15 protein-coding genes are annotated in these 21,753 nt (G+C 69.2%); 7 read left to right on the top strand and 8 right to left on the bottom strand.

Translation table 11 applies throughout. The annotated features are described in order from the left end of the window. Nucleotides 1-19 precede the first annotated feature (19 nt). Both mshC and OG947_RS00785 read left to right on the top strand, forming a co-directional pair. Nucleotides 20-1,258 carry a cysteine--1-D-myo-inosityl 2-amino-2-deoxy-alpha-D-glucopyranoside ligase gene (gene mshC, locus OG947_RS00790; RefSeq protein ID WP_328812917.1) on the top strand — a complete coding sequence of 413 codons (1,239 nt, stop codon included), beginning with the start codon at nucleotides 20-22 and terminating at the stop codon, nucleotides 1,256-1,258. Between the two features lie 363 nt (nucleotides 1,259-1,621). Next, on the top strand, nucleotides 1,622-2,263 hold the full coding sequence (locus tag OG947_RS00785; RefSeq protein ID WP_328812916.1) for an endonuclease domain-containing protein: 642 nt from the start codon (nucleotides 1,622-1,624) through the stop codon (nucleotides 2,261-2,263). 78 nt (nucleotides 2,264-2,341) lie between these two features. On the opposite strand, the gene OG947_RS00780 is transcribed toward OG947_RS00785, so the two are convergent. The 8 genes from OG947_RS00780 to OG947_RS00745 form a co-directional block, all read right to left on the bottom strand. Next, on the bottom strand, nucleotides 2,342-6,484 hold the full coding sequence (locus OG947_RS00780; protein ID WP_328812914.1) for a TIGR02680 family protein: 4,143 nt from the start codon (nucleotides 6,482-6,484) through the stop codon (nucleotides 2,342-2,344). Continuing rightward, nucleotides 6,481-7,812: a DUF2398 family protein gene (locus tag OG947_RS00775; RefSeq protein ID WP_222631118.1), complete on the bottom strand. Its 1,332-nt coding sequence runs from the start codon at nucleotides 7,810-7,812 to the stop codon at nucleotides 6,481-6,483. Before OG947_RS00775 ends, OG947_RS00780 begins: the two co-directional genes overlap by 4 nt. Continuing rightward, entirely contained in the window at nucleotides 7,809-9,299 is a 1,491-nt protein-coding gene (locus tag OG947_RS00770; RefSeq protein ID WP_328812913.1) for a TIGR02677 family protein, read from the bottom strand. Before OG947_RS00770 ends, OG947_RS00775 begins: the two co-directional genes overlap by 4 nt. A 17-nt stretch (nucleotides 9,300-9,316) precedes the next feature. Further along, complete coding sequence (locus OG947_RS00765) at nucleotides 9,317-9,634, bottom strand: Rieske (2Fe-2S) protein (RefSeq protein ID WP_056444601.1); 318 nt, start codon at nucleotides 9,632-9,634, stop codon at nucleotides 9,317-9,319. Then, complete coding sequence (nirB, locus tag OG947_RS00760; RefSeq protein ID WP_328812912.1) at nucleotides 9,631-12,117, bottom strand: nitrite reductase large subunit NirB; 2,487 nt, start codon at nucleotides 12,115-12,117, stop codon at nucleotides 9,631-9,633. The genes OG947_RS00765 and nirB overlap by 4 nt, the downstream gene beginning before the upstream one ends. After that, on the bottom strand, nucleotides 12,117-12,464 hold the full coding sequence (locus OG947_RS00755) for a hypothetical protein (protein WP_042572487.1): 348 nt from the start codon (nucleotides 12,462-12,464) through the stop codon (nucleotides 12,117-12,119). Before OG947_RS00755 ends, nirB begins: the two co-directional genes overlap by 1 nt. Nucleotides 12,465-12,554: 90 nt before the next feature. Then, nucleotides 12,555-13,688 carry an MFS transporter gene (locus OG947_RS00750; RefSeq protein ID WP_308115429.1) on the bottom strand — a complete coding sequence of 378 codons (1,134 nt, stop codon included), beginning with the start codon at nucleotides 13,686-13,688 and terminating at the stop codon, nucleotides 12,555-12,557. Between the two features lie 16 nt (nucleotides 13,689-13,704). Beyond that, a complete protein-coding gene (locus OG947_RS00745) occupies nucleotides 13,705-14,571 on the bottom strand; it encodes a PAC2 family protein (protein ID WP_197027772.1) in 867 nt (288 codons plus the stop codon). Nucleotides 14,572-14,760: 189 nt separating this feature from the next. On the opposite strand from OG947_RS00745, the gene metH reads away from it, so the two are divergent. From metH to OG947_RS00720, 5 genes are all read left to right on the top strand, one after another. Then, entirely contained in the window at nucleotides 14,761-18,330 is a 3,570-nt protein-coding gene (gene metH / locus OG947_RS00740; RefSeq protein ID WP_328812911.1) for a methionine synthase, read from the top strand. 53 nt (nucleotides 18,331-18,383) lie between these two features. Further along, nucleotides 18,384-19,052 (top strand): HAD family hydrolase, encoded by a 669-nt coding sequence (locus tag OG947_RS00735; protein ID WP_328812910.1) that lies wholly within the window; start codon nucleotides 18,384-18,386, stop codon nucleotides 19,050-19,052. Nucleotides 19,053-19,091: 39 nt separating this feature from the next. After that, nucleotides 19,092-19,355, top strand: coding sequence for a phosphoribosyl-ATP diphosphatase (locus OG947_RS00730; RefSeq protein ID WP_027505348.1), 264 nt, complete (start codon nucleotides 19,092-19,094; stop codon nucleotides 19,353-19,355). Nucleotides 19,356-19,410: 55 nt separating this feature from the next. Then, complete coding sequence (gene hisG / locus OG947_RS00725) at nucleotides 19,411-20,262, top strand: ATP phosphoribosyltransferase (RefSeq protein WP_027505349.1); 852 nt, start codon at nucleotides 19,411-19,413, stop codon at nucleotides 20,260-20,262. A 95-nt stretch (nucleotides 20,263-20,357) separates the two neighbouring features. Then, nucleotides 20,358-21,740 carry an FAD-binding oxidoreductase gene (locus tag OG947_RS00720; protein ID WP_328812909.1) on the top strand — a complete coding sequence of 461 codons (1,383 nt, stop codon included), beginning with the start codon at nucleotides 20,358-20,360 and terminating at the stop codon, nucleotides 21,738-21,740. The last annotated feature ends 13 nt before the right edge of the window (nucleotides 21,741-21,753 follow it).

The following is a 21,753-nucleotide window of genomic DNA, read 5'->3' as shown; positions in this document are numbered from 1 at the left end:
GACCGGATAGTCTTCACCCATGCAGTCGTGGCCCGAAGTGGACGTTCCCAGCGTGCCGGGTGAGGGCCCGCCGCTCCGTTTGTACGACACGGCCGATCGCGCCGTGCGTCCCGTCGCGCCCGGTTCGACCGCCACCATGTACGTCTGCGGCATCACCCCGTACGACGCGACGCACCTGGGCCATGCGGCCACCTACCTGACGTTCGACCTCGTCAACCGGGTGTGGCGCGACGCCGGCCACGACGTGCACTACGTCCAGAACGTCACCGACGTCGACGACCCGCTCTTCGAGCGCGCGGCACGCGACGGCGACGACTGGGTGTCGCTCGGACAGCGCGAGACCGACCTCTTCCGGTCGGACATGACCGCGCTCCGCGTCATCCCGCCGCGCGACTACATCGGCGCGGTCGAGTCCGTGACCGAGGTCGTGGAGCTCGTCGAGAAGCTCGTCGCCTCGGGCGCCGCCTACGTGGTGGACGACGCCGAGTACCCCGACGTGTACTTCCGCGCGGACGCCACCGAGCAGTTCGGCTACGAGTCCGGGTACGACCGGGCGACGATGGACACCTTCTTCGCGGAGCGCGGCGGAGATCCCGACCGCCCAGGCAAGCGCGACCCTCTCGACGCCCTCGTCTGGAAGGCCGAGCGCCCGGGCGAGCCGTCGTGGCCCTCGCCGTTCGGTCCGGGGCGCCCCGGCTGGCACATCGAGTGCGCGGCGATCGCGTTGAACCGCATCGGATCCGGCTTCGACGTGCAGGGTGGCGGCAGTGACCTCATCTTCCCGCACCACGAATTCTCCGCGGCCCACGCCGAATCACTCACGGGCGCAGACCGTTTCGCGCGACACTACGTGCACACCGGCATGATCGGCCTCGACGGCGAGAAGATGTCCAAGTCGCTGGGCAATCTCGTCCTGGTCTCGAAGCTCACCGCTGCGGGTGTCGATCCCGGTGCCATCCGCCTCGGTCTCCTCGCCGGCCACTACCGGCAGGACCGCACCTGGACCGACGAGATCCTCGCCGCTGCGCAGGACCGACTCGCGTTGTGGCGCAAGGCCGTGGCGCTCGAGTCGGCACAGTCCGCCGAGGACACCGTCGCCCGCGTGCGCCAGCACCTGGCCGACGATCTCGACTCCGCCAAGGCACTCGACGCGATCGATGCGTGGGCACACGACGCCGTGGCGCTCGGCGGCTCCGACCCCGCGGCGCCGGGGCTGGTGTCGCTGGCGGTGGACGCGCTGCTGGGTGTGAAGCTCTAGCTCGTCGGGAGTGGTGTTCCACTCGTAGTTCGTGATCGCGGTTCTCCGCGCTGTGACCGATCGAGTGGAACACCACTCCCGTCGTCCACAGGGTCGCTCGATCCACAGCTTCTCTGTCGACCCTGGTCGGCTGCGCTGACGATCGCACACACTCGTCGACGATCTCGAACATGACCACGTATGGCCTGGCGACACGTCGGCAACTGTTGGCGGCAGGAGTCTCCAGCAGTTCCCTCTCTCGCGACTACCACCGCGTGTTACCGCAGATCTACTCTCGCACCGAACCGAGCTGGACCGGACGGTGCGCCGCCGTCCTGCTGTGGAGATCGGACGCCGTCCTCAGTCATCGGGACGGCCGCCCGCTTGTACGGGTGGCTCGCCGAACCGGCCATCATCGAGGCCACGGTCCCCCGGGCGAGAAAGGGCCGTACTCCGTCGTGGCTCGTCCTTCATCGACGTGATCTGGCCGGTGATGCCGTCACTCGGGTCGACGACCTCACCGTCGTCACGGAGGCGCAGGCACTCCTCGACTGCGTCGCCATCATGGAACCTCGTGCGGCGGGTCGACTCGTCGATCATCGGCTGGCCGCGGGCATGACACGGGATTCCGTGAAGCGACTCGTCGCGTCGGCACCGGGGCGCTCGGGGAACGCTCGCCTGACCGAGCAACTCAGATCTGCCTCGACGAGGTTCGCATCCGAGCCCGAACGGGTTCTGGACCGTGCCCTCATCGCCATCGGGCTGCGCCTGAAGGTCAACGCGCGGGTCGGGGCGTTCATCGTCGACTTCTACGACGAGGCGTCGCGGGTGATCATCGAGGTGGACGGCCGGGAGTTCCACATCGACGGGGATGTCTTCCGACGAGATCGCGTGCGCCAGAACATTTTGGTCCTGGCAGAATTCCGTGTGCTCCGCTACGCGGCATTCGATGTGCTGCGTGATCCGGACAGCATCGCTCGACAGATCGCCCACGAGGTCAGAAGGCGACGGCACGCTCGTCGCTGAGGGAGTGTTGTGCCAGTGTCAGCCCGAGAGAGCGGATTCCCGCCGCGAACACCCGGTAGTGGAACACCACACCCACCATCACACCTCGGCGAAGTCAAGCCCACCCTCCGCGGGGAGGTCGACGCGGCGGCTCAACGGCGAGCCCAGTGCCGCCGCCAGGTCCGACCCGTCGTGCTCCGCGAGCAACTCCCCGTTCTCCCACACGAGAAGCGCTGCGCTGACGGTGTTCTCGACCGTCGAGTGCGCGAGGTCGTAGTGGGCGCACCCGGGCACGTCGCGGTAGGTGATCCAGAGGTCGTAGCCCGTCATGAAGAGGTCCAGGTCGAACTGCACACTGAGACCGAGGAGTTCGCTGCGACCGTTGTCGTCGACACCCGCGAACGCCTCGTCCAGTGCGAGCAACCGCGGTGAGTGCGGGTCCGCGGACGACAGCATCACGTGCGCCGCCGCGAAGAGCGGGAGGTGCAGCGACACCGACTGCTCGCCGCCCGAGAGCGCACTGTGGCGTGCGACGGTGAGTCTGTCCTCGGAGCCGTCACCGGAGATGAGCGTGAATGCGAAGACGCGCCACTGCCGGTAGTCCAGTGCGGCACTGAGGATCTCGGGGTACGAGCGCTCGGGATGCTGCGCCCGCGCCGTCCGGATCTGTGCCGCGAAGTGCACACGCATCTCGGCCAGTTCCTCGGGTCCGAGCGCGGAGGCGTCCCGCTCGAGCAGCTTCGACACGGCACGGGTGCTGTCGTCGAGGTTGTCCGCGAGCACCCAGTGCACGCCGATGGTGTTGCCCGACGACATGCGGCGCTGCTTCATCTCCGATCCCATACGGGCGATCAGTTCGCGGGCGTCGACCGTGCGCTCGTGGATCTGCTGCGCCAGGCCGGTGAGCAGAGCGTCCTCGAGGATACGGCGCTCGGCATCGGTGAGCAGCGTCTCCTGGTCGCGTCGTGCCGCGTCGATGCGATCCGCGAAGTCGGCGATGGTGGAGTGGCCCTGCTCGTCCTGCACCCGCACCACCGTGACCCCGTCGGCCGCGTCCCAACTGAGCCGGAAATCCTGACCCGACGCGGCCAGCTGAGCGTCGAACTCCTGCAACGCCGCCGTCAGCGCGCTGCGTGTGGAGCGGCGGCTCGCATCGCTGACCTTGACCTGCGCCGTCGCCTCGGTCAGCTCGGTGTGCAGTCGGTGCACTTCCGGGGGCAGCACGTCCGGGGCCTCGTCTGGCCCGGCAGCCGTGTCGGTTCGGTAGAGCAGTTGCTCGACCGTCGACCAGGCCGCGTCGCTCGCCGGCCAGGAGCAGTCGCGCGCCGCACCGAGCACCGCCAGCAGATCGCGGTGCGCGTAGGGAGCCAGTCGCGCGGCGTCGCTGAGCGCTTCGGTCAACGCGGTCGTCAGTCCGGCGACGGCCGTCTCGTGCGCGCCCTCCGCCTTGCCGATGGCCTCGCCCGATTCACGGTCCGCCTTCGTGGCGGCGCGCTGCTCGGTCTTGCACGCCTCGATGCGCATCCTGATCGCGTCGAGCTCGGCATCGATCTTCTCGGCGCTCGCACCGAGCGAGTCCCGCAGCATCTCCAACTTGGCGTGCTGTTGCTCGTAGTCGGATTCGGCGATGGCCGCTTCCTCCGCGTACTCCTCGGCCAGAATCATGGCCTCGTCGAGGCGCCCGGCAGCTTCCCGGTCGCGCTCGGCGGACCGGTCCGCGTCGCCGCGGTGGCGCAGGATGGCAGAACCGGTGTTCTCGAAGTGGCGGATCGCCGCCGCGAGCGCGTCGAGGTCTCGCGGCGTGAACGGAGCCCGCCGCGCGACGGCGTCCGTCCGCAGACGTCGTTCGGCGGCAGACAGTTCGGCGATCGCATGGTCCAGTTCTCGGTCGGCGGACGCGACCGACTCGGTCGTCGATCGCAGAGCGCCGGCGGCCGACGTGACCGCCCGGAGCGCCGCGGTGACCTCCGACGTACGAGGAACCGTCGAGACGGCGGCGCGGATCGAGTCGAGACGTTCTCGACACTGCCCGGCGACTCGATCGGCCTCGTCGCGCCGCGCGGTGGCCACCTCGAGGGCCTCGTCGATCTCCGCGATGCGGGACGTGCGCCGTGCAGCTCGTGCCGTCGCGCCGATGTACTCGGCGGCGTCCTTGTGGTGCGCGCCGCGCACGAGACCGTGCGCGAAGCTCCCGTCCCGTCCGACCCCCGCAGAACTGCCCACGTCGTCCAGAGCGATCGAGTCGAGGATCGCCCGCACGGTGCTGTGCTGCACGGGGATGTCGTCCTCGACGACGAGGACGTCGGCCAGCGATCGCCCGGTCACCGGTGCGGTGGCGGTCAGGTACTGATCCGAGACGAGCCCCGTCGGAGCCGTGTCGGCGACCCACGCGTCCAGCAGGGTGGCCGCGTCGAGCGCGGCCTCGAGGGCCGCGGCATCGTCGGCGCTGACGTCGTCGGCGAAGCGGACGAGTGTCCAGAACGGTGCGCCGTCGAGACCCGCACGGTCGCCGGTACGGGTGCGCAGCGCCGGGGGAGCGTCGTCGTGCTCGGCGGCGACCGACGCGCGCTCGGCCGTCGACTCGGCGATGGTGCGCGCCGCGTCGTCCCGGTCCTGCAGTGCAGCACTCCGTCGGTCCCGCACCGTGTCGAGCAGCTCGCGAACTCCGTCGCCGAGTACCTCACCGAGCGTGGGTGCGTCGTCCTCACCGACGCGTGCGAGCGCGGTGTGCAACGACTCGAGGATCTCGCCGTCGTCCAGCACCGAGGCGTGCGTGGCCCACCACGCGCGCAGCGATTCCGCCGTCGCGGCACGGGACGACTCGACGGCGGCCTCGGCCTCGCGGACGGAGGCCACCGCGGCGTCGTGCAGTGTGTGGGCGCGGTCGGCGGCCCGTTCGGTACGGGCACGCTCGGTGGTGGCACGGTCGACGACGGACAGCGCGGCACGCACGGCCCGGACGTCCCCGTCCCGCTCCTCGGCATGACCGCGTACCGCTGCCGTGATCTGGTCGGTACGGGCGTCGCGGGGGAGTGGCGTCCAGGCGATGCCGGCGTCCTCGGCGGCCGCGAGGAGCTCGTCCTCGGCGCGGACGATCGACGCGGTCGACTCCCGCAGCGCCACTGCGGCCTCGTCTGCCTCTCGTCGCCGGACGTCGACGGCCTCCGTCGCCTTGCGAGCCTTGTCGCGCTGCTGCGCGGTGGACACCTCGAGCTTGCGGACCGCATCCGCGAGATCGTCGAGCTGCTGCTTGCCCTCGTAGGCGGTGGACCGCTGCAGGGTCTGCTGGTCGGCGACGGCGAGATCGAGTGCGCGCTCGGCCGCCTCGTACCGCTTCTCCGCCTCGACGCGCTCGACCCGTCGTCGTTCACGCAAGCCCTTGGCGGCGAAGAGGGCGACGGTGGCGTGGTCGACGGCCTCCAGACGTCGACCGACCTGATCGACGTCGGTGCGCGCCTGGACGGCGAGGTACTTCGAGTAGACCTCGACGAACCTCTTCGACGCGTGGTCGGCCTGCACCAGTCCCTCGAGCGCGCGGCCCACCTCCTCCATGTCGCTGAAGGAGCGCGCCGCCTCGAGGACGAGGTGCTCGTCGAGGGGGCGCAGTCCGTCGGACAGCGCACGGGACAAGCCCTTCGGGTCGAGATTCTTCGCCAACTGCGGGCGTCGCAGCGTGAGAATCAGGGTGATGAGCTGGTCGTACCGCTCGGCGCCGAGACCGAACAGTCGCGCGTCGATGGCGGCGCGGTAGTCCACCGGCCGATCGACGATGGCGTCGGTTCCGATCTGCTCGGCCAGTTGCTTCTTCGTCAGCGGCCTGTCGTCGGTGCCCAGCAGCGAGAAGTCGACGCCCACGCGGCCGTCGGCGACGAAGTACCAGCGCGTCACCTTGTCCGCCGACCGTGTCGCACGCATGCCGATGCCGACGGTCACCGCTTCGGGCTCGTCCCGATCGCCACGTGCGAACTCCATCCACACGTACGAGTGCGCGGAATCCTGGCCGCGGTAGAGCAGATTGGACTTCATGGTGCGTTCCTCACCCGCGAACGGGTTGAGGCGACGCGGCTCGATCCGGCCGTCGAACACGAACGGGAACAGCACCTCGAGTGCCTTGGTCTTGCCGGATCCGTTGGGGCCACGCAACACCAGCCGACCGTCGGCGAACGAGAACTCCTGATCGCGGTAGTCCCAGAGGTTGATGATGCCGGCGCGCGTGGGCCGGAATCGGGTGCTGCGCGTCACGGGGTGTGCTCCTCGAGGGTGCTCGTGTGATCGGTGGGAAAGAGGCCGGCGGACGCCTGTTCTCGGACGGTGACGACCACTCCCCGATAGCGCGCCAGGGCCGGCAACGCGACGATGCCCCCGCGTACCGGTGCCACCAGAGTGAGGTTCGTCAGGAGTGCGACAGCGGCCGCGCGAACCCCGGCACGGTCCGCCTGCCACTGAGCGGCGAAGGTGCGGCCGTAGGCGTCGACGAGGGCGCCGACGGTCTCGTCGAGCCAGGAGTCTGCGACGAACGGGTGCCGGATCGGCTCGTCCGACGCCTCCACCGTGTCCGGGGCGACCGAGTCGTCGACCAGGTCGTCCACGACGCCGCCGTCCGGGATCGCGCTGTCGAGTGCCGCGAGCAGCTCGTCGGTGGGGTCGATGTCCGCCTCGAGCGTGGTCCGATCGTCGGCATCGGGATCGAGTACCCGCTCCGCGATCTCACCGGCGAGGAGAAGGGCGACCTGCGCGACCGTGCCGGTGGACGGAAACCTGATGTCCGACAGGCGTCCCGACGTGTCGATGAGCGCGATGCCCTCCGCCCGGCGTTCGACGGACAGTCCGGTCAGCAGCCGGACATCCTCGACGGACCGGTCGTCCGGCACCGAGTCGGGGCCGTGGACCACGGGCTGCTCGACGAGCGCACGGCGGGCACGGCGAGCGCGATCGGCCGGGTCGTCCGTGGTGCTGTGCAGCAGGTGTGCCGTGCTGCGCAGATGCTGGAGCGCGCGCGGTGGACGAAACAGGGCCACGACGACGGAGCGGTCGATGTCGTACAAGGCCTCTCCCGCGTCGGGGTTGTGCGCCCACCCGCCGGCATCACCGTCGGCCAGGGTGATCGCACCGCGAACGGACAACCAGCCGACGGCGTCGACGAAGGCGTCCCGGTCGGTCGCGCGTTCGGTGTCGAGGTCGACCCCGACCACGCGTCCGGCATCGGAGGCGACCTGAACCGCCAACTCGGACAACGTGATCTGGTCACCCGCGCGACCGAGTGCCGCCAGGGTGAGCGCCAGGAATGCGTAGCGGCGACGGTCGAAGACGCGGTCGGAGGTCGTGCGGGCCGGTCGACTCGCGTCCAACCGGTCGAGTACGGGGTAGAGCCGGGCCGTGGTCTCCGTGACCTCGAGTCGGTATCCGAAGAGATCGAGCATGTCCTCGCGCAGTTCCGTGGCCCATCGGCGAACCAGGGGCAGGGCGATGCGGTCCGGGTAGGTGCGGGTGATCAGGTGGTGGGACAACACGACTCGGGCGGCGCGCTGGTACGAGTCGAGTGCCAGGCTCGGAATGGTGCGTGCTCTCATCGCCGCGCGCCGATGGTGAGTGACAGCCGTTCGAGGTGCAGTAGACCGCGTTCGGTGCGCACCACGGTGGACTGCTCGTGCGGTGCCAGTGTCAGGGTGACGCCACCCTCGGAGCCGGTCGAGCTGCCCACGTGGCCGCTGACCGGGACGCGTGCGGTGAGGGCGGCGTTGAGCAGCCCGAGCAGCACGTCGGTCTCCTCGTTGGTCAGATCCCGTTCGTACACCCCGTGTTCGGCGAGTGATCGCGCGGCCTGAGCGCGGCGACGCTGCACGCTCAGCTGTTCCTCGCGCAGACGCCGGACACCGGAGTCGTTGCGGTGGACCCTGGCAGGAGCACCGGCGGCGGGGGGCCGACCGGTCTCGGCGAGCGTGCGCGAGATCTCGACGGGCGGAGCGTCCCACCACGATCGCGTGGTGGGAATGATGTCGTCGTCGGGGTGGACCATCGACAGGTGACGAGGCCGGCCGAGGCCGAACACGGCACCGAACAGGGCGTGGGCGGACTCCTCGGAGGGAGCGGACGCGAACCACCCGGCGAGATGTCGCAGCTGGGACTCGCGACTGACTCCGCCCCTGCGGGTCTCGGTGACGCGGCGCAGCAGCGACAGCACGGCGGCGATGGCGCTCATGGTGCCCTCCCGCAGACGATCCGACTCGGTGAGCTCGCCGTCGGTGGAGGTGAACCAGTGCACGAGACCGGTCCACCGGCCCGCCCAGTCGGCGCGGCGCTCCTCGCGGCTGAGGAAGACGCGTTCGTCACTGGCTGCCACCCGGTCGAGCAGCGAGTCGAGTCCGGTGGCATCCACCCGCTCGATGGCGGCGGTGAGCTTGGGGCCGAAGCGTGCGAGGTCGAGGGAGAACTCCCGCATGTGGGAGAGCAATGCGTCCTTGTGTGCCAGGAACGACTCGGGTGTGACGTCCGTGGTGCGGACGAGGTCGCCCAGCGACAGGTAGAAGTGCGCGGCGCGGGTGGCCATGTCGTTGAGAGCGGTGTCGAGCCGATCGAGTTTGCGGTACACCAGGTCGGCGTCCCCGGCGAGGTTCGCCGCCGCGAGATCCTCCAGGTCGGCGAGCAGCTCGGGCAGCACCAGACGCGAGAGCGAGGCGTCCTCGGGGCGGGCGGCCAGGACGTCCTCGACGGCGCGGTATGCCTGGTAGCCGACCTGACCGAACTGGTAGACGTAGTGGCGATTGCGGTACTCGGCGAGCGTGGCCGCGCGGGTGCCGTCGTAGCTGCGTTCGAGGACGCCCCACGTGTGCAACTGTTCGAGCAGCGGGCCGATCTCGACGCCGGTCAGAGTGTCGCCGCCGTCGGTGCGGGCCAGGATCTCGGCCACCTCGCCGGCGTGCAGCAGAACGACATAGCCGGTGCGGGCATGTTCGAAAGCGCGCAGAACCCGCAGGTAGTCGGCCCGTTTCTCGGCTGTCGCGAACGAGAAGAGCCGGAGCCTGTCGTCCACCACGAAGGAGTCGGCGGATTCGGTCACTGCAACAGGGTAGGCGGTCAGGACAGTCGGACAGCCACCTGCCCGTCGACGACGTCGGCACGGTGGGTCGCGACCGTTCCGATGCCGTCGGTGGTGCACCGGCCGGTGTCCAGGGAGAACTGGTACTGGTGCAGGGGACACACGACGACGGCCCCGTCGATCTGCCCGTCCGCCAGCGGCCCGCCGCGATGGGGGCACACCGCGTCCATGGCGCGGACCGTCCCGTCGGTCAGGAGGAAGACGGCGATCTGTCGTCCGTCGACCACGTAGGTCCGGCCCTCGCCGGGGGTGAGATCGTCGACGGTTCCCACCACGGTCGCCTGTGCCGTCGTCATCGAACCGGCACCTGAGGCAGCGGGAGAAGCGGGAGGGAGGGAGCGAACTGCGCCGGTGACCGCGGCGCCGCGCGTTCCTTCCACGGATCGGTGTAGCCGTCGATGGATATCTGGATGCGCTCGTCGAGTCCTGCACAGAGACCCTCGGCGTCGTCGACGAGCAGTCGCTGCAACGTCTCGAGGCCGACCCGCGGGACGAAGGCGTAGGTTCGCTCGAGCCACTTCGCCTCCTCTCGGTAGTACTGGATGAACCGGCCCGCGAGGGTCAGGACCTCCTCGGGGGAGTCGACCGTGGCGAGGACGTCGCCCTTGCGGATGTGTGCGCCGGCCGCGCCGCCGATGTAGATCTCCCAGCGGCCGTCGCCGACGGCCACCACACCGAAGTCCTTGCAGAGCGCCTCGGAGCAGTTGCGGGGGCATCCGGCCACGGCCAGCTTGAGCTTTGCGGGAGTTTCGAGACCTTGGAACCGTTCCTCGATCGCGATGCCGAGTGCGGTGGAGTCACCGAGTCCGAAACGGCAGAAATCGCTGCCGACACAGGTCTTCACGGTGCGCATGCTCTTGCCGTACGCGTACCCGGACGGCATGTCGAGATCGCCCCACACCTTCGGCAGGTCCTCCTTCTTGATGCCGAGAAGATCGATGCGCTGGCCACCGGTGACCTTGACCAGCGGGACGCCGTACTTGTCGGCCACATCGGCGATGCGCCGCAACTGGTCCGGGGTGGTCACGCCGCCCTTCATCTGCGGCACGACGGAGAAGGTGCCGTCGCGCTGGATGTTGGCGTGAACGCGGTCGTTGATGAACAGCGCGCCTCGCTCGTCGACCCAGTCGGGTCCCCAGACCACGCGCAGCAGCGAGGCCAGCGGCATCTTCGCGGTCGCGTCCTCGGCGTCGGCCAACGCATCGAAGACTGCGGAGACGGACCGGAGGTTCTGCGAGCGGACGGCCTCGATCAGCTCGGGCTTGGACATCGGGATACAGGGGACGTACCAGTCCGCCGCGGGATCGACCGCGAGCGCTCCACCGGCGGCGCAGGCGACGATGTCGGCGACCAGGCCCTTGCAGGATCCGCATCCCTTGCCCGCACGGGTCTTTCCCACGACCTCGGAGACGGTGGTGGCCCCGCCGTGCACGCAGGCGACGATGTCGCCCTTCGTGACCCCGTTGCAGTTGCACACCTGGACATCGTCGGACAGTTCGGCGGCGCCGGTCTCCGCGCTCGGCGTACCCATGTCGAACAGCATGCTGATGCGCTCGTCGGGAAGCGGTACCTTCTCGTCGAACGCCTGAGTCAGGAAGCTCACCTTGCTGATGTCGCCCAGCAGCATCGCGCCGATCAGCTTGTTGTCCCGCACGACCACCGACTTGTAGGTGCCGCTGCGGGGTTCGTAGAACTGCACGAACTCGTCGGTGTCCCGCTCGGGACCCTTGACACCCATGGCCGCAACATCGACGCCCGCGACCTTCAGCTTCGTCGTCAGCCTCGAACCATGATATGCCGCAGCCGGATTCGCGCCGGTCAGCACGTCGGCCAGGACCGACGCCTGCTCCCACAGCGGGGCCACGAGGCCGTACACCTCACCGCGGTGCTGACAGCATTCCCCGACGGCGTGGATCGCTCCCTCGTCCTCGCACCGCATCTGATCGTCGACGACGATGCCGCGCTCGATCACCAGTCCGGCCCGCCGCGCGAGGTCGACGTTGGGGCGGATACCGGCCGTCACGACGATCATGTCCGCGGGCAGGGTGGAACCGTCGTTGAACGCGACCCCGGTGACGGCACCGCTCTCGTCCCGCAACACAGCCGTGGTGCGCTTGGACGTGTACACGCCGACGCCGAGGTCCTCGATCTTGTTGCGCAGCACGCGTCCACCACGTTCGTCCAGCTGCTGGTTCATCAGGTGTCCGGGGGAGTGCACGACGTCCACGTCGATGCCCTGCGTGCGCAGACCGTAGGCGGCTTCGAGGCCCAGCAGTCCGCCACCGATGACGACGGCGCGGATGCCGTCGCGGGAGGACGCCATCTGCAGCATGCCGTTGGTGTCCTCGATCGTCCGGAAACCGAAGACGCCGCGCGCCAGTCTGCCGTCGGCCTCCCGCAGTCCGTCCATGTTGGGAAAGAACGTCGTGCTCCCGGTCGCGATGATCACGGTGTCGTAGGGGACGACGCGTCCGCTCTCGCACGTCACGTTCTTGGCGAAGCGGTCCAACGCCACCGCCCGGTCTCCGACGTGGAGGGTGACGCCGTTCTCCCGGTACCAGGCCATCGGGTTGAGCATCAGATCGTCGTCGTCGATGGACGACTCGCCCGAGAGCACGTGCGAGAGCATGATGCGGTTGTAGTTGCCGTACGGCTCGTCGCCGATCATCGTGACGTCGAACTTCGCACGGTCGCGGCCGAGGATCTCCTCGACGGTGCGGGCCCCCGCCATTCCGTTGCCGACGACGAGCAGGCGCTGCCGTTCTCCTGCAGCCGGCATCAGAAGATCATCATCCCGAAATCGACGACGACCTCGCCGCTGCAGCCGTCGGGCGCCGCGACGGTGAGCTCGAGAACCGAGTCGGGATCGACGTCCTCGACGACGCGCAGCGGAACGTTGACGCTCGCCTTCGCGCCCATCGGGAACACGCGCATCGACTCTCCGTCGCGCGTGAGCGTGACGACGACCAGTTCGTCGGAGGAGTTACCGCCGCGGAAGTAGAGCGGCTGGGCGGTCAGGCCCGACGGAACGGTGTACGCCGTGGCGGCGTCGAGAAGCTCGGACTTGCCCAGGCCGTGCCCGACGAAGGGAAAGACGCCTTGGATGAACTTCGGAGTGCTGGCCATGGGACGACTGTCCGTGCACGCGGTGACGGCACTGCTGCGCCCGTGTTACGGCGGCGTCATCATTCACTCTCGAGCGCGGCCGCCGCAGTGTCAGGTCTTCCGCCCGGTCATCACCAGCGGCGCGACCACTGCCAGCAGGACGGCGGGAATGACGAAGGCCGACGTCGGGTGCACCGCGTACAGCGGGGTCAGCGCGAGAGGAGCGAAGGCCGCCCCGGAGAACCGGAACGACTGGACGACCGACACGGCGCCGCCGCGGTTCGCCCCCGACGAGCCGAGGACAGCGGCGTTGACGCCGACGAGGATGAACTGGCTGGCGACACCCGCTGCCGCCCAGACGAGGCCGACGACCACCAGGCTGGGCATGGTGCCGGCGAGGGCGATGAGGACCGCGCCGACAGGAGCGGCACCCACGATCGCTCGGCGCGGCCCGATGCGGTCGATCAGTCCACCGACGCGTCGCGCCACCAGGATTCCGGCGACCCCGAACACGGTCAGCAGCAGTCCGCGCTGGGTGGAGGACAGACCGAACGTGTCCTCCGCGCGGAAGGCGACGAGGAAGTTGAGTCCCCCGAGGGCGCCCCAGCCGAGGAGCGCGACCACTGCCACGCGGAGGACCGGGACGGTGAGAGCGTCGCGCAACCGTTCGGGACGACCGCCGGGGGTGGACGGCGCGGTGGCCGCGGGGAGCCCGACCAGCCCGAGGATCGCGGCGACGACGGCCAGCACGACGAACGCGTACCGCCAGTCGAACTCGGCGGCGAGGCCACCGACCAGCGGCGCGCTGGTCTGACCCGCCGCCTGCAGGGCGCCGAAGGTACCCAGCACCCGTCCGAGGCGCTCGCGGGGAGTGACGGCCGCCAGTGACGCGAGGAGCAGCGGCGTCGTGAAGGAATTGCCGATGCCCTGCAGCGCGCGCGCACCCAGCAACAGGTCGAGCGTGGGCGCGACCGCACACAGGAGCGAGGAAACGACGTAGAGCAGGTAGGCGAGGCGCACGGTGCGCACCCGGCCCCATCGCGCGCCGAGGGTGCCCGACACGAGCATGGCCAGAGCGAACGGAAACAGGTACGCGCTGAGAGTCGATGCCGCCGACCCGGTGGACACCCCCAGATCCGCGCCCATCTCGGGCAGCATCGAGGACACCACTCCGCCGCCGAACGGGCCGAGGAAGCCACCGGCGTACAGAGCGCCGATGCGGAGCCGTGCGAGTCGCGCGCTCACCGGTGACGAGCGCGCGTCACAGCCCGAAGCTGCCCGGCCCGCGTCGGCGCAGGTAGCGCTCGAACTCGGCGGCCAGCGCATCGCCGTCCACCTTGGAGACGGCCTCCGACATGTCGACCTCGGCGTCGCCGCGCTCCTCGAGGGTGCGGACGTACTCGGCGATCTCGTCGTCGTCCTTGGTCATCTCGGTGACCGACTCCTCCCAGTCCTCCGCCTGGGACGGCAGCTCGCCGAGCGGCACCTCGATGTCGAGGACGTCCTCGACACGCTGGAGCAGGGCGACGGTGGCCTTGGGGTTCGGCGGCTGGGACACGTAGTGCGGGACCGCCGCCCACAGGGACACTGCCGGAATCCCCGCTTTGACGCACTCGTCCTGCAGAACACCGGTGATGCCGGTCGGGCCCTCGTACCGGGTCTGCTCTAGGTTGAACTGCTCCGCCGACTCGGTGCTGTACGCGGTGCCGGTCACGGGAACGGGCCGGGTGTGGGGCGTGTCGGCGAGCAGTGCGCCGAGAATCACGACCGTCTCGACCCCGAGCTGGTCGATGAACTCGAGCAGGTCGTCGCAGAAGCTCCGCCACCGCATGTTGGGCTCGATACCGCGCAGCAGCACGACGTCGCGGTCGCTGCCGGGAGGCGAACACACCGACAATCGCGTCGACGGCCACTCGATCTCGCGCGTCACACCGTCCACCTGTCGGACCGTCGGGCGGTTGACCTGGTAGTCGTAGTAGTCCTCGGAGTCGAGCTCGGCCAGGGGCGTCGCGTCCCAGATCAGTTCGAGATGCTCCACCGCGCCGCTCGCGGCGTCGCCCGCGTCGTTCCATCCCTCGAACGCCGCGACGAGAATCGGGCTGCGCAGGGTCGGCAGGATCTCGTCCAGCTCGGACTCGTCCGTCGCGGAGTCCTGATCGTCCGCTCCGACACCGGCCACCAGCTCGGCAGCGACGCCGGCGGCGAGGTCTGTCGGGGGGTCCTGGACCACGGGGAGATCGCCCTCGGGCGTTTCTGGCGCACTCACCCGCCCAGCCTACGACCAGAGCTGTCGGGACAGACCACTACGCTTGGGGGCATGCCTGTCGAATTCCGATCACGCCTGCTCGATGCGCTGTCCCAGCGTGTTGTCATCGGCGACGGTGCCATGGGAACGATGCTGCAGGCCGCAGACCTGACGCTGGACGATTTCCGCGGCCTCGAAGGCTGTAACGAGATCCTCAACGACACGCGTCCCGACGTGCTCCGCCAGATCCACCGGGAGTACTTCGAGGCGGGCGCGGACGCCGTCGAGACCAACACCTTCGGGTGCAACCTCCCCAACCTCGCCGACTACGACATCTCGGACCGCATCCGCGAGCTGTCGTACAAGGGAACGATCCTGGCCCGCGAGGTCGCCGACGAGATGGGTACCGGGCGAGACGGCATGGGCCGCTTCGTGCTCGGGTCCATGGGGCCGGGCACCAAACTGCCCACCCTCGGCCACGCCCCGTTCCGGGCGCTGCGCGACGCCTACGCCGAAGCTGCGCTGGGAATGATCGACGGTGGCGCCGACGCCGTCCTGATCGAGACGTGCCAGGACCTGCTCCAGGTGAAGGCCGCCATCCTCGGCAGTCAGGCCGCGATGGAGCAGCTGGGCATCCGCATCCCGATCATCACGCACGTGACGGTCGAGACCACCGGCACGATGTTGCTGGGCAGCGAGATCGGCGCGGCACTGACCGCGATCGAGCCGCTCGGGGTCGACCTGATCGGCCTCAACTGCGCCACGGGCCCCGCCGAGATGAGCGAGCACCTACGTCACCTCAGCAGGCATGCCACCGTGCCGGTCTCGGTCATGCCCAACGCCGGCCTGCCGCAGCTCGGCCCCAAGGGTGCCGAGTACCCGCTCGGTCCCGACGAGCTGGCCGAGGCGCTCAGCGGCTTCGTCACCGAGTTCGGCCTCTCCCTGGTGGGTGGCTGCTGTGGAACCACCCCGGAGCACATCCGCCAGGTCGCCGACGCGGTGCACGACGCGCGCCGCGGAGTGCGGGACCCGAAGCCCGAGAAGGGTGTCTCGTCTCTCTACGCAGCGGTGCCGTTCGAGCAGGACGCCAGCATCCTCATGATCGGCGAACGCACCAACTCCAACGGTTCGAAGGCGTTCCGTGACGCGATGCTGGCCGAGGACTACCAGAAGTGCCTCGACATCGCGAAGGACCAGACGCGCGACGGCGCGCACATGCTCGATCTCAACGTCGACTACGTCGGCCGCGACGGTGCTGCCGACATGTCGGCTCTGGCCTCGCGCCTGGCCACCTCCTCGACGCTGCCGATCATGCTCGACTCCACCGAGCCCGCAGTCCTGGAGGCCGGGCTCGAGCACCTCGGTGGGCGCAGCGCGGTCAACTCCGTCAACTACGAGGACGGCGACGGGCCCGACTCGCGCTTCCAGCGCATCATGACGCTGGTCAAGCGTCACGGAGCGGCGGTCGTCGCGCTGACGATCGACGAGGAGGGTCAGGCCCGGACGGCGGACTGGAAGATCCGCATCGCGGAGCGGCTCATCGCCGACATCCGCGACAACTGGGGTCTGCCGGAATCGGACATCATCCTCGACACCCTGACGTTCCCCATCTCGACGGGCCAGGAAGAGGTCCGGCGGGACGGCATCGAGACCATCGAGGCCATCCGTCGACTGCACGAGAGTCATCCCGAGGTGCACTTCACCCTGGGTATCTCGAACATCTCGTTCGGCCTCAATCCTGCTGCGAGGCAGGTGCTCAACTCGGTCTTCCTGCACGAGTGCACGGAGGCCGGGCTCGACACGGCCATCGTCCACGCGTCGAAGATCCTCCCCATGGCGCGGATCCCCGAGGAGCAGCGCCAGGTCGCGCTCGACCTCGTGTACGACCGTCGCCGCGAGGGCTACGACCCGTTGCAGGCGCTCATGGCGCTGTTCGAAGGCGTCTCCGCGGCGTCCGCACGCGAGTCGCGGGCACAGGAACTGGCCGGCTTTCCCTTGTTCGATCGCCTCGAGCGCCGCATCGTCGACGGTGAGCGTGCCGGGCTGGGAGACGATCTCGACGAGGCGATGCAGGAGAAGCCGCCGCTCGCGATCATCAACGAGACGCTGCTGTCCGGCATGAAGACCGTCGGTGAGCTGTTCGGGTCCGGGCAGATGCAGCTTCCGTTCGTGCTGCAGTCCGCCGAGGTGATGAAAGCCGCTGTGGCACACCTCGAGCCGCACATGGAGGCGTCCGACGAGGACGGCAAGGGCCGCATCGTGCTCGCCACCGTCAAGGGCGACGTCCACGACATCGGCAAGAACCTCGTCGACATCATCCTGAGCAACAACGGCTACGAGGTGGTCAATCTCGGTATCAAGCAGCCCATCTCGGCGATTCTCGACGCCGCGGTGGACAAGCGTGCCGACGTCATCGGCATGTCCGGTCTGCTGGTGAAGTCCACGGTGGTCATGAAGGAGAACCTGCTCGAGCTCAACGCCAAGGGCGTCGCCGAGAAGTTCCCCGTCATGCTCGGTGGCGCAGCGCTCACCCGGTCCTATGTCGAGAACGATCTCGCCGAGGTCTACGAGGGTGAGGTGTCGTACGCGCGTGACGCGTTCGAGGGCCTGCGCCTGATGGACACGATCATGAACACCAAACGCGGTGTGGCGCCGGCTCCCGACAGCGAGGAGGCGCTCGCCGCTCAGCAGAAGACCGCGGAGCGCAAGGAGCGGCACGAGCGGTCCCGGCGCATCGCCGAGAAGCGCAAGGCCGCGGAGACACCGGTCGTCGTTCCCGAGCGCTCCGACGTCTCCGTCGAGAAGGAGCTTCCGGCGCCCCCGTTCTGGGGCAGCAGGATCGTCAAGGGCATCTCGCTGTCCGAGTACTCGGGGCTTCTCGACGAGCGTGCCCTGTTCCTCGGTCAGTGGGGTCTGCGCGGCGCACGCGCCGGTGAGGGCCCGTCCTACGAGGACCTGGTGGAGACCGAGGGCCGTCCGCGCCTGCGGTACTGGCTCGACCGCCTCAGCACCGACGGCATCCTCGCGCACGCGGCACTCGTGTACGGGTACTTCCCGGCGGTGTCCGAGGGTGACGACGTGGTGGTCCTCGAGTCCCCGGAACCCGATGCGGCGGAGCGCTTCCGGTTCACGTTCCCGCGCCAGGACCGCGGCAGGTTCCTCTGTATCGCGGACTTCGTGCGGTCGCGAGACCTCGCCCGTGAGACGGGGGTGGTCGACGTCCTGCCGATGAACCTGGTGACGATGGGTCAGCCCATCGCCGACTTCGCCAACGAGCTCTTCAAGGCGGATGCGTACCGCGACTACCTCGAGGTGCACGGCATCGGCGTGCAGCTCACCGAGGCGCTCGCGGAGTACTGGCATCGCCGGGTCCGCGAGGAACTGGTGCTGCCCAGCGGCCGCTCCCTCGTGGATCAGGATCCGTCCGACGTGGAGGGGTACTTCAAGCTCGAGTACCGCGGTGCCCGGTACTCGTTCGGGTACGGCGCGTGCCCCGATCTGGAGGACCGCATCAAGCTCGTCGCGATGCTCGAACCCCAGCGCATAGGGGTGGATCTGTCCGACGAGTTGCAGTTGCACCCCGAGCAGTCGACGGATGCGTTCGTGCTGCACCACCCGGAGGCGAAGTACTTCAATGTCTAGCGGGCAGGCCGGAGGCCGGTCGGAGTTGAGCGGGCAGGCCGGAGGCCGGTCGGATGTCTGAGCTCCAGGCCGTCTTGTTCGACATGGACGGGACGCTGTTGGACTCGGAGCGCCTGTGGGACATCGCGGTGTACGAGCTGTCCGAGTCCCTCGGGCGCGAGCTCACTCCGGAGGTGCGGGAGTCGACTCTGGGCAACTCGATGATGGGTGCGCTGGCGAAGGTCTACGCGCACGTGGGGCGGGAGGCGTCGCGGGAGAACCTGGCGGAGTCCGCTGCCTGGCTCAACGGCCGTGTGGTCGAGCTGTTCGGTGAGGGTCTGCCGTGGCGTCCGGGCGCCGAGGCAGCGTTGGATCTGGTGCAGTCGGCCGGTCTGGGGTGTGCCCTCGTCACCAACACCGAGCGCATGCTGACGGAGATCGCACTCGAGACGCTGGGCCGTCACCGCTTCGGCGCGACCGTGTGCGGCGACGAGGTGACGCACGCGAAGCCCGCTCCCGATCCGTACCGCCGGGGCGCAGAGCTGCTCGGTGTCGACACGGCGTCGTGCGTCGCCGTCGAGGATTCGCCCACGGGAACCGAGTCCGCCGTCTCGGCGGGATGCGCCGTCGTCGTGGTGCCCTCCGAGGTGCAGGTGCCCAGCGGACCGGGCCGTACGTTCCGCACCACCCTCGAGGGGCTCACCCTGGACGATCTCCGGTCTGCGCGCGCCGGGGGACACTGATAGCGGTCCGCGGGCCGCGTCGTGGAACAATCATCACCCGTGAAGAACTTCGAGTCCCTGTTCGCCGAGCTCACCGACCGCGCTGCCACCAGGCCCGAGGGCTCGGGCACCGTCGCCGCGTTGGACGCGGGTGTGCATCAGCAGGGCAAGAAGATCCTCGAGGAGGCCGGCGAGGTGTGGATCGCCGCGGAGCACGAGACGGACGAGGCGCTGGCGGAGGAGATCTCGCAGCTCCTGTACTGGATCCAGGTGTTGATGGTCGGGAAGAACCTCTCCCTCGAGGATGTCTACCGACATCTGTGAGCGGACCACCCCACTTCCACCGCCACCGATCTTCCCGCACCCCAGGAGTCCCACCATGCTTCGCGTCGCCGTCCCCAACAAAGGTTCCCTGTCCGAGCTCGCCGGAGAGATTCTGAGCGAGGCGGGTTATCGCCGCCGCGCCGATTCCCGCGATCTCACCGTGCTCGACAACGCCAACAATGTCGAGTTCTTCTTCCTCCGTCCCAAGGACATCGCCATCTACGTGGGCTCGGGTGAGCTCGATCTCGGCATCACCGGCCGGGATCTGTCGCTCGATTCGGGCGCACCCGTGACCGAGCGGCTCGCACTCGGATTCGGCAACAGCACCTTCCGCTACGCCGCGCCGGCCGGCAAGGAGTGGACCCCGAACGATCTGGCCGGGCTCCGCATCGCCACGTCGTACCCCAACCTGGTCCGCCGGGACCTCGCGGCGCGGGGCCTCGAGGCCACCGTGATCCGTCTGGACGGAGCCGTCGAGATCTCCATCCAGTTGGGTGTCGCCGATGCGATCGCCGACGTCGTGGGCTCGGGACGCACACTGCGCCAACACAACCTGGTGGCGTTCGGTGAATCCCTGTGCGACTCGGAGGGCGTGCTCATCGAGCAGGCGGGCTCGCCAGTCGACGACAAGGCGCGCAACCAGCTCATCGCGCGTGTCCAGGGCGTCGTCTTCGCCCAGCAGTACCTGATGCTCGACTACGACTGCCCGCGCAGCATCCTCGACGACGCCGTCAAGATCACGCCCGGCCTCGAGTCGCCGACGCTGTCCCCGCTCGCGGACGAGGCGTGGGTGGCCATTCGTGCCATGGTTCCGCGCAAGGGACACAACGCCGTGATGGACGAGCTCGCCGAGCTCGGCGCCAAGGCGATTCTCGCGTCCGACATCCGGTCGTGCCGCGCATTCTGACGCGTCCGCTCCGTTGTGATCGGTCCCAGTAGTTTCTGATCGGTACCGACCAGTCTCCTCTCGTCGCTAGAGTCGCGTCGTCGAGAGGATCCATCATGACCGTCGTCGATTCTGCGAGCCCCGACCTGCTGGTCTCGCTCGCCGCCGCACTCACCGGAACACTGTCGCGTCCGGGGGAGCCCGGATACGAGCGGTCGGTGCCGTGGAACGTCGCCGTCCCCGTCGATCCGGTGGCAGTCGTCGCGGCCGCCACCGCGGACGATGTCGCCGCCACCGTGCGGGCAGCGCGCGAGGCCGGGCTTCGCGTGGCCGTGCAGGCCACCGGACACGGGGCGGTGCGCATCGGTCCGGACACGATTCTGGTCCTCACCGGTGATCTCGACGAACTGACGATCGACCCTGACACGCGCGTCGCCCGGCTCGGCGCCGGGGTCCTGTGGCAGCAGGTTCTCGACGCCGTTGCGCCGTCCGGATCGGCGCCGCTGTGTGGGTCGTCGCCGAACACCGGCGTCACGGGATTTCTGACCGGTGGGGGAATCGGGCCGGTGGCTCGGACGTACGGGGTCTCGTCGAGTCGTGTGCGCGCGTTCGATCTCGTCACGGGCGACGGCACACTGCGCCGGGTGACACCGGACAGCGACGCCGATCTCTTCCGCGGCCTGTGTGGGGGCAAGTCGACACTCGGCATCGTCACCGCGGTCGAGACGGAGCTGCTGCCGATCGCCGAGTTCTACGCGGGCGCACTGTATTACGACGGCCGGCACGCGGCAGCGGTACTCGAGGCGTGGCGGGTGTGGAGCGCCACGCTGACCGAGGAGCACAACACCTCGCTGGCGTTCCTCCAGCTTCCACCGCTGTCCGGCGTGCCGGAACCGTTGGCCGGGAAGTTCGTGGTCGCGGTGCGTTTCGCATCGGTCGCGGAGCCGGGGATCGCAGCCGACGTTCTCGCGCCGATGCGCGCTGCGGCCCCGACCGTCATCGACACGGTCACGACCATTCCGTACGCGGCGGTGGGGTCGGTGCATGCCGACCCGGTGGATCCGATGCCGACACGTGAGGCCACGACGATGCTCCGCGTGTTCGACGAGGAGGCGGCAGCGACCGTGTTGGTCATGACCGGCCCCGCGTCGAGTTCACCGCAGGTGATCGTGGAGCTGAGGCTGCTCGGCGGCGCTCTCGGCCGGCCGGGACCGCATCCCGACGTGTACTGCCATCGCGAGGCCGCCTACAGCCTCCTGTGCATCGGAGTGCTGGCGCCTCCCGTCGCCGATGCGGTGATCGCGCACGGCGAGGCAGTCGTGGAGGCTCTGGCACCGTGGTCGACCGGTGGCGCGTTGCCCAACTTCGCGGCGTCCGACGACCCCGCTCACCTCGCACGGGTCTACGACGAGGACACTCGGGCCTGGCTCGGAGCCCTGGCCGAACAGCACGATCCCGCGGGGATCTTCCGCGTCGGACAGGTGGTCCGGCTCGGCTGATCCGGTGTGGAGA

This window comes from Rhodococcus sp. NBC_00297 (genome assembly GCF_036173065.1).
GTDB lineage: Bacteria > Actinomycetota > Actinomycetes > Mycobacteriales > Mycobacteriaceae > Rhodococcoides.
The sequence above is the reverse complement of the archived record's forward strand: the minus strand, read 5'-3'. Positions and strand labels throughout refer to the sequence as shown.

Coding starts and splice junctions, on each gene's coding strand:
- OG947_RS00735 (WP_328812910.1), top strand. CDS start 18,384: ATGTCTGAGCTCCAGGCCGTCTTGTTCGACATGGACGGGACGCTGTTG.
- OG947_RS00775 (WP_222631118.1), bottom strand. CDS start 7,812: ATGAGAGCACGCACCATTCCGAGCCTGGCACTCGACTCGTACCAGCGC.
- OG947_RS00765 (WP_056444601.1), bottom strand. CDS start 9,634: ATGACGACGGCACAGGCGACCGTGGTGGGAACCGTCGACGATCTCACC.
- nirB (WP_328812912.1), bottom strand. CDS start 12,117: ATGCCGGCTGCAGGAGAACGGCAGCGCCTGCTCGTCGTCGGCAACGGA.
- hisG (WP_027505349.1), top strand. CDS start 19,411: ATGCTTCGCGTCGCCGTCCCCAACAAAGGTTCCCTGTCCGAGCTCGCC.
- OG947_RS00755 (WP_042572487.1), bottom strand. CDS start 12,464: ATGGCCAGCACTCCGAAGTTCATCCAAGGCGTCTTTCCCTTCGTCGGG.
- mshC (WP_328812917.1), top strand. CDS start 20: ATGCAGTCGTGGCCCGAAGTGGACGTTCCCAGCGTGCCGGGTGAGGGC.
- OG947_RS00720 (WP_328812909.1), top strand. CDS start 20,358: ATGACCGTCGTCGATTCTGCGAGCCCCGACCTGCTGGTCTCGCTCGCC.
- metH (WP_328812911.1), top strand. CDS start 14,761: ATGCCTGTCGAATTCCGATCACGCCTGCTCGATGCGCTGTCCCAGCGT.